The organism is Paracidovorax avenae ATCC 19860 (genome assembly GCF_000176855.2).
Lineage (GTDB): Bacteria > Pseudomonadota > Gammaproteobacteria > Burkholderiales > Burkholderiaceae_C > Paracidovorax > Paracidovorax avenae.
In genome coordinates this window covers 5093849-5106095 of the sequence record NC_015138.1, presented here as the reverse complement: position 1 = coordinate 5106095, position 12247 = coordinate 5093849, and the positions used below count along the sequence as shown (strand labels likewise).

The window sequence follows — 12247 nt, the reverse complement described above, 5'->3', positions numbered from 1 at the left end:
CGGCCCGGGGCCATCCTCGTGGAGCGGGACGTACGTCCGTGCCGGGTGACAGAATCCTGCCCCTCATGCGTTCCTTTCTCAGAGATATCAGCCTGTCGGCCGCCGCTGCAGGATTCGTCGCGGTACTGGTGGGGTTCACCAGCTCGGTCACCCTGGTCTTTCAGGCGGCCCAGGCCTTCGGTGCCACGCCCGCCCAGATGACTTCCTGGATGTGGGCCCTCGGGCTCGGCATGGGACTGTGCTCCCTGGTTCCTTCGCTGCTCCTGCGCCAGCCGGTGATGGTCGCCTGGTCCACGCCCGGTGCCGCGGTGCTGGCGTCGGCAGGCCTGGCAGGCGGCTACTCCATGGGAGAGGCGGTAGGCGCCTTCATGCTGTGCGCCGTGCTCATCGCCCTTGCCGGCGCCACGGGCTGGTTCGAGCGCGCCATGCACCGCATCCCGGCAGAGATCGCCTCCGCGCTGCTGGCCGGCGTGCTGGCCCGGTTCGGCATGCAGGCCTTCGCGGCGGCCCAGACCGCACTGCCGCTGGTCCTGCTGATGCTTTTCAGCTACCTCATCGCTCGCCGCTGGTTGCCGCGCTACGCCATCGTGCTCACGCTGGCTGCCGCCATCGCGTTCACGGCCGCCCAAGGCCAGATATCCCTGGCGACCGTCCATCTCGCCTGGGCCGTCCCGGTCTTCACGGCCCCGGAGTTCACCGCGTCCGCAGTCATCGGCCTGGCGCTGCCACTTTTCGTGGTCACCATGGCATCGCAGAATCTTCCGGGGGTGGCCGTCATCCGGGCCTCCGGCTACCCGCTGCCGGTGTCCCGCCTCCTGACCATGACCGGGCTGGCCACCCTGGCGCTGGCGCCCTTCGGGGCCTATGCCCTGAATTTCAGTGCGATCACCGCTGCCATGTGCATGGGGCCCGAGGCGCACGAGGACCGATCGCGTCGCTACACGGCTGCCGTGGCCTGCGGGGCGCTGTACGTCGTCATCGGCCTGTTCGGTGCGGTGGTGACCGGGCTGCTGACCGCATTCCCGCGCGAGCTGGTGGTCGCCATCGCCGGCCTGGCACTGCTCGGAACCATCGGCTCCGGCCTGTCCACCGCGCTGCGCGACGATGCGCACCGTGAAGCCGCGCTCATCACCTTCCTCGTTACCTTGAGCGGTGTCGTGATCGCTGGCGTTGGCTCCGCCTTCTGGGGCGTGGTCGCCGGCGTGCTCACGCTATTTGTGCAACAGTACGGACGCCGCCCTCGCGACGCCTGAAACCACCTTCCCAGCCCTGACGAAATCATGAACATTCTTTTCGTTGCCGATCCGGTCGAACACTTCAAGATCTACAAGGACACCACGTTCTCGATGATGCGGGAAGCCCAGCGCCGGGGGCATGTGGTGAGCGTTTGCGAGCCGGGCCACATCCGCTGGGAGCAGGGACGCAAGGTGACGGCGCGCGTACGCGACCTCCACCTCACGGGTGACGCGCAGGCCTGGTTCACCGTGGCAGGTGAGCGCGAGGCCGAGCTTTCCGGATTCGGCGCCGTGCTCATGCGCAAGGACCCTCCTTTCGACAGCGAGTACTTCTATGCCACCCATCTCCTCGAGCAGGCGGAGCGGGAGAGGGCAAGGGTCTTCAACAGGCCCCGTGCGCTGCGCGACCACCCCGAGAAGCTGGCCATCATGGAGTTTCCCGACCTCATCGGGCCCACGCTCGTGACGCGGGATGCGGGCGACATTCGGCGCTTCCACTCGGAACATGGGGACATCATCCTCAAGCCGTTGGACGGGATGGGCGGCATGGGCATCTTCCGCGTCAAGGCCGACGGACTCAATCTGGGCAGCATCATCGAAACCCTCAACCACGATGGCGCGCAGACCGTCATGGTGCAGAAGTTCCTTCCCGAGATATCCGAGGGAGACAAGCGCGTCCTCATCATCGGAGGCGAGCCTGTACCTTATTGCCTTGCGCGCATTCCCCAGGGATCGGAAGTCCGTGGCAATCTCGCTGCCGGTGGCAAGGGCGTGGCGCGCGCTCTCACTGCCCGCGATGTCGAGATCGGCCGCCGGCTCGGCCCCGTATTGCTGGAGCGGGGCATGCTCCTGGCGGGAGTGGATGTCATCGGCGATTGCGTTACCGAAATCAACGTGACGAGCCCCACCTGTTTCCTGGAGATCTTCGACCAGACAGGATGCGACGTCCCGTCCCTGTTTGTCGATGCGCTGGAGAAACAGTTGAATTTGCGCTGAGGGCGCTTTTTTGTTGCTATACTAGCGGGCTTCGCTACTGAGATTGCTGCGGTTCCTGAGGGGGTTGTGGTGATGGTAGGTGGTGAAGGCGGTAGAAGAGAAAAGTTTTGCTGAGAGTTGCGCTGGTGATAAAAACTGGTGTAGAATTCAAGGCTTCGCTGATCTGAGGTGCTGCAAGAGATTGTGGTGGTTGAGGTTGGCGGGTGGTTGGAAGTCGAAAGACAAATAACCACAAGGTTTGACAGGACTTTAAAAACTCTGTTAGAATTCAAGGCTTCGCTGATTACAGCGAGTTGAGAAGAAAAGAGAAATCTGATCTTCTGGTTCCTTAAAAATATACAGCCGATAAGCGTGGGCGTTTGATGGCGAGTGCCAAGTTCTTCGGAACTAGTGCTTAGCACTACAAACGCTCATGAGAATAGAAGTGAAGTTCACTTCAATTCCGTTTTTATGAGTGAAGTCGAAAGACTTTAAATTTCAAGATCGAACTGTAGAGTTTGATCCTGGCTCAGATTGAACGCTGGCGGCATGCCTTACACATGCAAGTCGAACGGTAACAGGTCTTCGGATGCTGACGAGTGGCGAACGGGTGAGTAATACATCGGAACGTGCCCGATCGTGGGGGATAACGAGGCGAAAGCTTTGCTAATACCGCATAAGATCTATGGATGAAAGCAGGGGACCGCAAGGCCTTGCGCGAACGGAGCGGCCGATGGCAGATTAGGTAGTTGGTGGGGTAAAGGCTTACCAAGCCTACGATCTGTAGCTGGTCTGAGAGGACGACCAGCCACACTGGGACTGAGACACGGCCCAGACTCCTACGGGAGGCAGCAGTGGGGAATTTTGGACAATGGGCGCAAGCCTGATCCAGCCATGCCGCGTGCAGGATGAAGGCCTTCGGGTTGTAAACTGCTTTTGTACGGAACGAAAAGCCTTCTTCTAATAAAGGGAGGTCATGACGGTACCGTAAGAATAAGCACCGGCTAACTACGTGCCAGCAGCCGCGGTAATACGTAGGGTGCAAGCGTTAATCGGAATTACTGGGCGTAAAGCGTGCGCAGGCGGTGATGTAAGACAGATGTGAAATCCCCGGGCTCAACCTGGGAACTGCATTTGTGACTGCATCGCTGGAGTACGGCAGAGGGGGATGGAATTCCGCGTGTAGCAGTGAAATGCGTAGATATGCGGAGGAACACCGATGGCGAAGGCAATCCCCTGGGCCTGTACTGACGCTCATGCACGAAAGCGTGGGGAGCAAACAGGATTAGATACCCTGGTAGTCCACGCCCTAAACGATGTCAACTGGTTGTTGGGTCTTCACTGACTCAGTAACGAAGCTAACGCGTGAAGTTGACCGCCTGGGGAGTACGGCCGCAAGGTTGAAACTCAAAGGAATTGACGGGGACCCGCACAAGCGGTGGATGATGTGGTTTAATTCGATGCAACGCGAAAAACCTTACCCACCTTTGACATGTACGGAATCCTTTAGAGATAGAGGAGTGCTCGAAAGAGAACCGTAACACAGGTGCTGCATGGCTGTCGTCAGCTCGTGTCGTGAGATGTTGGGTTAAGTCCCGCAACGAGCGCAACCCTTGCCATTAGTTGCTACGAAAGGGCACTCTAATGGGACTGCCGGTGACAAACCGGAGGAAGGTGGGGATGACGTCAAGTCCTCATGGCCCTTATAGGTGGGGCTACACACGTCATACAATGGCTGGTACAGAGGGTTGCCAACCCGCGAGGGGGAGCTAATCCCATAAAGCCAGTCGTAGTCCGGATCGCAGTCTGCAACTCGACTGCGTGAAGTCGGAATCGCTAGTAATCGCGGATCAGAATGTCGCGGTGAATACGTTCCCGGGTCTTGTACACACCGCCCGTCACACCATGGGAGCGGGTTCTGCCAGAAGTAGGTAGCCTAACCGTAAGGGGGGCGCTTACCACGGCAGGGTTCGTGACTGGGGTGAAGTCGTAACAAGGTAGCCGTATCGGAAGGTGCGGCTGGATCACCTCCTTTCTGGAAAACAGCATTCAATATTGAACGCCCACACTTATCGGTTGTTGGAAGAAGTCGGTGCTAACCGACATGGGTCTGTAGCTCAGCTGGTTAGAGCACCGTCTTGATAAGGCGGGGGTCGTTGGTTCGAGCCCAACTAGACCCACCAAATCTTCCGAACATAAGATGCGAGGATCAGTGGGGGATTAGCTCAGCTGGGAGAGCACCTGCTTTGCAAGCAGGGGGTCGTCGGTTCGATCCCGTCATCCTCCACCAACCAATATGTCCTGCGGTAGGGCAAAGAAACTAACACCAAAGCGGCTTCGCAAGAGGCCTCTTTGTTGTTGGTCCGGTATAGACCGGGTCAATCGGCTGTTCTTTAAAAATTCATAGAGTCGAATCAGCGTTGCCGGCGGAAAGCAGGAAACTGCACCGTGCCGTCGGCAACAAAAATTTGATTGCGTCAAAACGAATATTCAATTGAGCGAAAGCTGATTGAAATTCAGTAATGACGAATTGTTCTCTAGGTAGCAATACCGAAGAAGAATTCACATTACGGCATAACGCGCGAGGTGAAAGACCTCGCAAGTCCTTGAAAGAAAGCGGAGATGTCTCGCAAGAGATGTCAAAGTTATAGGGTCAAGTGACTAAGAGCATGTGGTGGATGCCTTGGCGATGATAGGCGACGAAAGACGTGATAGCCTGCGATAAGCTTCGGGGAGCTGGCAAATAAGCTTTGATCCGGAGATTTCTGAATGGGGAAACCCACCTCGCAAGAGGTATCGCATGATGAATACATAGTCATGCGAGGCGAACCGGGTGAACTGAAACATCTCAGTAGCTCGAGGAAAAGACATCAACCGAGATTCCGAAAGTAGTGGCGAGCGAAATCGGAGGAGCCTTCTAGTGATAGCACGACTGTTAACAAAACGGAATGGAAAGTCCGGCCATAGTAGGTGATAGCCCTGTATGTGAAAGCAGACGTGTGGTACTGAGCTAGAGAAAAGTAGGGCGGGGCACGAGAAACCCTGTCTGAATATGGGGGGACCATCCTCCAAGGCTAAATACTCATCATCGACCGATAGTGAACAAGTACCGTGAGGGAAAGGCGAAAAGAACCCCGGGAGGGGAGTGAAATAGATCCTGAAACCGCATGCTTACAAAAAGTAGGAGCCCGCAAGGGTGACTGCGTACCTTTTGTATAATGGGTCAGCGACTTACATTCAGTGGCAAGGTTAACCGAATAGGGAAGCCGTAGAGAAATCGAGTCCGAATAGGGCGTCCAGTCGCTGGGTGTAGACCCGAAACCAAGTGATCTATCCATGGCCAGGATGAAGGTGCCGTAACAGGTACTGGAGGTCCGAACCGACTAGTGTTGCAAAACTAGCGGATGAGCTGTGGATAGGGGTGAAAGGCTAAACAAACTTGGAAATAGCTGGTTCTCTCCGAAAACTATTTAGGTAGTGCCTCAAGTATTACCTTCGGGGGTAGAGCACTGTTTTGGCTAGGGGGTCATGGCGACTTACCAAACCAAGGCAAACTCCGAATACCGAAGAGTAGAGCTTGGGAGACAGAGCACCGGGTGCTAACGTCCGGACTCAAGAGGGAAACAACCCAGACCGCCAGCTAAGGTCCCTAAAATTGGCTAAGTGGGAAACGAAGTGGGAAGGCTAAAACAGTCAGGATGTTGGCTTAGAAGCAGCCATCATTTAAAGAAAGCGTAATAGCTCACTGATCGAGTCGTCCTGCGCGGAAGATGTAACGGGGCTAAGCCAGTTACCGAAGCTGCGGATGCACAGTTTACTGTGCGTGGTAGGAGAGCGTTCTGTAAGCCTGTGAAGGTGTCTGGTAACGGATGCTGGAGGTATCAGAAGTGCGAATGCTGACATGAGTAGCGTTAAAGGGGGTGAAAAGCCCCCTCGCCGTAAGCGCAAGGTTTTCTACGCAACGTTCATCGGCGTAGAGTGAGTCGGCCCCTAAGGCGAGGCAGAGATGCGTAGTTGATGGGAAACAGGTCAATATTCCTGTACCGATGTGTAGTGCGATGTGGGGACGGAGAAGGTTAGCTCAGCCAACTGTTGGATATGTTGGTTCAAGCCTGTAGTCGTGCCTGGTAGGCAAATCCGCCGGGCTTAGATGAGGGGTGATAACGAGTCTGCTTGCAGACGAAGTGAGTGATACCCTGCTTCCAGGAAAAGCCACTAAGCTTCAGCTACACACGACCGTACCGCAAACCGACACTGGTGCGCGAGATGAGTATTCTAAGGCGCTTGAGAGAACTCAGGAGAAGGAACTCGGCAAATTGATACCGTAACTTCGGGAGAAGGTATGCCGCAAGTAGGTGAACTTGTACAAAGGGAGCCCAAAGCGGTTGCAAAAAATCGGTGGCTGCGACTGTTTAATAAAAACACAGCACTCTGCAAACACGAAAGTGGACGTATAGGGTGTGACGCCTGCCCGGTGCTGGAAGATTAAATGATGGGGTGCAAGCTCTTGATTGAAGTCCCAGTAAACGGCGGCCGTAACTATAACGGTCCTAAGGTAGCGAAATTCCTTGTCGGGTAAGTTCCGACCTGCACGAATGGCGTAACGATGGCCACACTGTCTCCTCCTGAGACTCAGCGAAGTTGAAATGTTTGTGATGATGCAATCTCCCCGCGGAAAGACGGAAAGACCCCATGAACCTTTACTGTAGCTTTGTATTGGACTTTGAACGGATCTGTGTAGGATAGGTGGGAGGCTTTGAAGTGAGGACGCTAGTTCTCATGGAGCCAACGTTGAAATACCACCCTGGTGCGTTTGAGGTTCTAACCTAGGTCCCTTATCGGGATCGGGGACAGTGCATGGTAGGCAGTTTGACTGGGGCGGTCTCCTCCCAAAGCGTAACGGAGGAGTTCGAAGGTACGCTAGGTACGGTCGGACATCGTGCTAATAGTGCAATGGCATAAGCGTGCTTAACTGCGAGACTGACAAGTCGAGCAGATGCGAAAGCAGGACATAGTGATCCGGTGGTTCTGTATGGAAGGGCCATCGCTCAACGGATAAAAGGTACTCTGGGGATAACAGGCTGATACCGCCCAAGAGTTCATATCGACGGCGGTGTTTGGCACCTCGATGTCGGCTCATCTCATCCTGGGGCTGTAGCCGGTCCCAAGGGTATGGCTGTTCGCCATTTAAAGAGGTACGTGAGCTGGGTTTAAAACGTCGTGAGACAGTTTGGTCCCTATCTTCCGTGGGCGCTGCAGATTTGAGGAAGCCTGCTCCTAGTACGAGAGGACCGGAGTGGACACACCTCTGGTGTATCGGTTGTCACGCCAGTGGCATTGCCGAGTAGCTAAGTGTGGAAGAGATAACCGCTGAAAGCATCTAAGCGGGAAACTCGTTTCAAGATGAGATCTGCCGGGGCCTTGAGCCCCCTGAAGAGTCGTTCAAGACCAGGACGTTGATAGGCTGGGTGTGGAAGGCGTGCAAGCGCTTAAGCTAACCAGTACTAATTGCTCGTGCGGCTTGACCCTATAACTTTGACAACACCGTCAAGGTTGTTATGCCAAGTGACGCAATCAAACACACAAGCTGATTTGCTCTATGAATTCGCCGTCCAGCCCCACAAAGGCTCGATAGCAACCCTTTATGCCTGATGACCATAGCAAGTTGGTCCCACTCCTTCCCATCCCGAACAGGACAGTGAAACGACTTTGCGCCGATGATAGTGCGGGTTCCCGTGTGAAAGTAGGTCATCGTCAGGCTCCTACAGCCCAAGCCGCCCTCAGATCCTCATCGGTCTGAGGGCGTTTTGCTTGGAGGATGGTTGTATCGGGTGTGTGGATGCAGGCGGCAGTTGACTTTTTGCCAAGAAAGTATGGTAGAATTCTGAATTCTTCGGAGGGGTGCCCGAGTGGCTAAAGGGGGCAGACTGTAAATCTGTTGGCTTACGCCTACACTGGTTCGAATCCAGTCCCCTCCACCAGATGTGAGTGATGAAGGTGTCGCGCAAAGACGTCCAGTCGATGCGGGAGTAGTTCAATGGTAGAACCCTAGCCTTCCAAGCTAATGACGCGGGTTCGATTCCCGTCTCCCGCTCCATGTCTGTTTGAAGATTTTTGTCGAGTGATCGACATGCCCATGTGGCTCAGTGGTAGAGCACTCCCTTGGTAAGGGAGAGGTCGCGGGTCCGATTCCCGCCATGGGCACCATAGTTTCAGGGTGCGTCCGATGGGTTGCGCCAATGTCTAGACGTGTTGTATAGATTTTTCCGGAGTAGGAAATGGCAAAAGGTAAGTTCGAACGTACCAAGCCCCACGTGAACGTGGGCACGATCGGCCACGTGGACCATGGCAAGACGACGCTGACGGCAGCGATCGCCACGGTGCTGTCCGCCAAGTTCGGCGGCGAAGCCAAGAAGTACGACGAAATCGACGCAGCGCCCGAAGAAAAGGCCCGCGGCATCACCATCAACACCGCACACGTGGAATACGAGACGGCCAACCGCCACTACGCCCACGTGGACTGCCCCGGCCACGCCGACTACGTCAAGAACATGATCACCGGTGCCGCCCAGATGGACGGCGCCATCCTGGTGTGCTCGGCCGCCGACGGCCCGATGCCCCAGACGCGCGAGCACATCCTGCTGGCCCGCCAGGTGGGCGTGCCCTACATCATCGTGTTCCTGAACAAGTGCGACATGGTGGATGACGAAGAGCTGCTCGAGCTCGTCGAAATGGAAGTGCGCGAACTCCTCGACAAGTACGACTTCCCCGGCGACGACACCCCCATCGTGCGCGGCTCGGCCAAGCTGGCCCTCGAAGGCGACAAGGGCCCCCTGGGCGAGCAAGCCATCGACAAGCTGGCTGAAGCCCTGGACACCTACATCCCGACGCCTGAGCGCGCCGTGGACGGTGCCTTCCTGATGCCCGTGGAAGACGTGTTCTCCATCTCCGGTCGCGGTACCGTGGTGACGGGTCGTGTCGAGCGCGGCATCATCAAGGTCGGCGAAGAAATCGAAATCGTGGGCATCCGCGACACGCAGAAGACCACCTGCACGGGCGTGGAAATGTTCCGCAAGCTGCTGGACCAGGGCCAGGCTGGCGACAACGTCGGCCTGCTGCTGCGCGGCACGAAGCGTGAAGACGTCGAGCGCGGCCAGGTGCTGTGCAAGCCCGGCTCCATCAAGCCGCACACCCACTTCACGGCTGAGGTGTACGTGCTGTCGAAGGACGAAGGCGGCCGCCACACGCCCTTCTTCAACAACTACCGTCCGCAGTTCTACTTCCGCACGACCGATGTGACCGGCGCCATCGAGCTGCCGGCCGACAAGGAAATGGTCATGCCCGGCGACAACGTGTCGATCACCGTCAAGCTGATCAACCCCATCGCCATGGAAGAAGGCCTGCGCTTCGCCATCCGCGAAGGCGGCCGTACGGTCGGCGCCGGCGTCGTGGCCAAGATCATTGCCTGATCAGGAGTCATAGGGGTATAGCTCAATTGGCAGAGCGTCGGTCTCCAAAACCGAAGGTTGTAGGTTCGATTCCTACTGCCCCTGCCAGTCACCTGGCATAAAAAAGCCCGCCAGACACCTGGCGGGCTTCGGTGTCTTGTGAAAGCGCAATTTTGCAACCGGAATGAAGAATGGCAGCGTCTCAGCAAATTGAAACCGTAAGTACAGGCGCCGACAAGGCCAAGCTGGCCGCTGTCGTCGTGTTGCTGATTGCGGGTATTGCCGGTTTCTACCTGCTCTCCAAGCAGGGGGCTGCGGTCCAGTGGGCGGTCCTGATCGTCGCGATCATCGCCGCTGCAGCCGTGTTCGCGATGTCCGAGTCGGGGCGCCGCTTCACCGGTTTCGCCAAGGATGCCTGGAAAGAGGTGAAGAAGGTCGTGTGGCCCACCCGCAAGGAAACCTTGCAGATGACGGCCTACGTGTTTGCCTTCGTTCTGGTGATGGCGCTGTTCCTCTGGTTCACCGACAAGACACTGGAATGGGTGCTCTACGATCTGATCCTGGGCTGGAGGAAATAACATGAATGACGCCGTCGATCAAAATCTCTCGCCTGCCCAGGTGCCTGCTTCGTCTGCCAATCCGGACCTGCGCTGGTATATCGTGCATGCCTACTCCGGGATGGAGAAGGCGGTAGAGCGCAACATCACGGAGCGCATCAACCGCGCGGGCATGCAGGACAAGTTCGGCCGGATTCTCGTCCCGACGGAAGAAGTCGTGGAAATGAAGAACGGCCAGCGCAAGACGACCGAGCGGCGCCTCTTTCCCGGCTACGTGTTCGTCGAGATGGTGATGGATGACGATACCTGGCACCTTGTGAAGCACACCAGCAAGGTGACGGGGTTTGTGGGCGGTGCGAAGAACCGTCCCGCGCCGATCTCCGAGGACGAGGTCCAGAAGATCGTCAACCAGATCCAGGAAGGCACGGACAAGCCGCGCCACAAGATCGAATTCATGGTGGGCGAGTTGGTCCGCGTGAAGGAAGGTCCATTTGCCGACTTCAACGGCTCGGTCGAAGAAGTCAACTACGAAAAGAGCCGCGTGCGCGTCTCCGTCATGATCTTCGGCCGTTCCACCCCGGTGGAACTCGAATTCGGTCAGGTCGAAAAGACCTGATCCGCACCTCCGGGTGCACCCATGCGCTTTTCCTGACTCGGCGCACAGAAGTGGAGTCATCAACCCCGGGGAGCCTGTCCGTCAGGCGCTATCACCCGTAAGGAGTCGCTATGGCGAAGAAAATCGTCGGCTTTATCAAGCTGCAAGTGCCGGCAGGGAAGGCTAACCCCTCTCCTCCGATCGGTCCCGCGCTGGGTCAGCGTGGCCTGAACATCATGGAGTTCTGCAAGGCGTTCAACGCCCAGACCCAGGGCGTCGAGCCCGGTCTGCCGCTGCCCGTGGTCATCACGGCTTTCGCGGACAAGAGCTTCACCTTCATCATCAAGACGCCCCCGGCGACGACCCTGATCAAGAAGGCGATCAAGCTGGAAAAGGGTTCCGCGAACGCCCTGAGCACGAAGGTCGGCAAGATCACCCGCGCACAGCTGGAAGAGATCGCCAAGACCAAGCTGAAGGACATGAACGCTGCCAACGTGGACGCTGCCGTCCGCACGCTGGCTGGCTCCGCCCGTTCCATGGGCGTTACGGTGGAGGGCCTGTAAATGGCTAAGCTGACCAAGAAGCAAAAGGCCCTGCAAGGCAAGGTCGACAGCACGAAGCTGTATGCGTTCGCCGATGCCGTGGTGCTGGTGAAGGAAGCCGCAACCGCCAAGTTCGATGAATCCATCGACGTGGCCGTTCAGTTGGGCATCGACGCCAAGAAGTCGGACCAGGTGGTGCGTGGCGCCGTCGTGCTGCCGAACGGCACGGGCAAGACGACCCGTGTGGCCGTGTTCGCCCAGGGTGCCAAGGCTGAAGAAGCCAAGGCTGCCGGCGCTGACATCGTGGGCATGGACGATCTGGCTGCACAGGTGAAGGCCGGTGACATGCCGTTCGACGTGGTGATCGCTGCTCCCGATGCCATGCGCGTCGTGGGTACGCTGGGCCAGATCCTGGGCCCGCGCGGCCTGATGCCGAACCCCAAGGTGGGTACGGTGACGCCCGACGTCGCCACGGCCGTGAAGAACGCCAAGGCTGGCCAGGTGCAGTTCCGTGTCGACAAGGCCGGGATCATCCACAGCACGATCGGCCGTCGTTCGTTCGACAACGACAAGCTCCAGGGCAACCTGGTGGCCCTGATCGAGGCACTGAACAAGGCGAAGCCGGCAACCAGCAAGGGTCTGTACCTGCGCAAGGTGGCCGTGTCCTCGACCATGGGTGTCGGCGTGCGCGTCGATACGCAATCCATCTCGGCCTGATAGCCAAGAAATCTTGAGGTGCCGCAAGGTGCCTCGGTGGTGGGCCGGCGCAGCGATGCGCCGGGCCATCCAAGACCGCTGGTGTGCAGCCCCGGTTGCATTTAAATCCACGGAGCCAGCGCAGATGGCGATCCCGCTGCAGATGGAATTCGATTCCAAAACAGTTGGTCGCTGCAAC

At 57.5% G+C, this 12247-nt stretch carries 7 protein-coding genes, 6 tRNA genes and 3 rRNA genes; all 16 read left to right on the top strand.

Annotation, left to right across the window (positions count from 1 at the left end; translation table 11 throughout):
- The first annotated feature begins 65 nt into the window (after positions 1-65).
- On the top strand, positions 66-1253 hold the full coding sequence (locus tag ACAV_RS22160) for a benzoate/H(+) symporter BenE family transporter (RefSeq protein WP_049791186.1): 1188 nt from the start codon (positions 66-68) through the stop codon (positions 1251-1253).
- Positions 1254-1280: 27 nt separating this feature from the next.
- Positions 1281-2231 (top strand): glutathione synthase, encoded by a 951-nt coding sequence (gene gshB / locus ACAV_RS22155; protein WP_013596804.1) that lies wholly within the window; start codon positions 1281-1283, stop codon positions 2229-2231.
- Positions 2232-2716: 485 nt separating this feature from the next.
- Positions 2717-4245 (top strand): 16S ribosomal RNA (locus ACAV_RS22150).
- Positions 4246-4316: 71 nt separating this feature from the next.
- Positions 4317-4393 (top strand) — tRNA-Ile (locus tag ACAV_RS22145).
- A gap of 31 nt (positions 4394-4424) precedes the next feature.
- Positions 4425-4500: transfer RNA gene (locus tag ACAV_RS22140), tRNA-Ala, on the top strand.
- A gap of 361 nt (positions 4501-4861) precedes the next feature.
- A 23S ribosomal RNA gene (locus ACAV_RS22135) occupies positions 4862-7739 on the top strand.
- A 118-nt stretch (positions 7740-7857) separates the two neighbouring features.
- Positions 7858-7970: ribosomal RNA gene (gene rrf, locus ACAV_RS22130) — 5S ribosomal RNA — on the top strand.
- The 16S, 23S and 5S rRNA genes sit together here with 5 tRNA genes alongside, the layout of an rRNA operon.
- A gap of 135 nt (positions 7971-8105) precedes the next feature.
- Positions 8106-8191, top strand: a tRNA-Tyr gene (locus ACAV_RS22125).
- Positions 8192-8233: 42 nt separating this feature from the next.
- Positions 8234-8307 (top strand) — tRNA-Gly (locus ACAV_RS22120).
- A 35-nt stretch (positions 8308-8342) separates the two neighbouring features.
- Positions 8343-8417, top strand: a tRNA-Thr gene (locus ACAV_RS22115).
- Between the two features lie 71 nt (positions 8418-8488).
- Positions 8489-9679, top strand: coding sequence for an elongation factor Tu (gene tuf, locus ACAV_RS22110; protein ID WP_011793521.1), 1191 nt, complete (start codon positions 8489-8491; stop codon positions 9677-9679).
- 11 nt (positions 9680-9690) lie between these two features.
- Positions 9691-9766, top strand: a tRNA-Trp gene (locus tag ACAV_RS22105).
- An 83-nt stretch (positions 9767-9849) separates the two neighbouring features.
- Complete coding sequence (gene secE / locus ACAV_RS22100) at positions 9850-10236, top strand: preprotein translocase subunit SecE (protein ID WP_013596803.1); 387 nt, start codon at positions 9850-9852, stop codon at positions 10234-10236.
- Between the two features lies 1 nt (position 10237).
- The gene (nusG, locus tag ACAV_RS22095; protein ID WP_013596802.1) at positions 10238-10831 is read left to right on the top strand and encodes a transcription termination/antitermination protein NusG; all 594 of its coding nucleotides are present in this window, start codon (positions 10238-10240) and stop codon (positions 10829-10831) included.
- A 110-nt stretch (positions 10832-10941) separates the two neighbouring features.
- On the top strand, positions 10942-11373 hold the full coding sequence (gene rplK, locus ACAV_RS22090) for a 50S ribosomal protein L11 (RefSeq protein WP_013596801.1): 432 nt from the start codon (positions 10942-10944) through the stop codon (positions 11371-11373).
- Positions 11374-12069, top strand: coding sequence for a 50S ribosomal protein L1 (gene rplA, locus ACAV_RS22085; protein WP_013596800.1), 696 nt, complete (start codon positions 11374-11376; stop codon positions 12067-12069).
- The last annotated feature ends 178 nt before the right edge of the window (positions 12070-12247 follow it).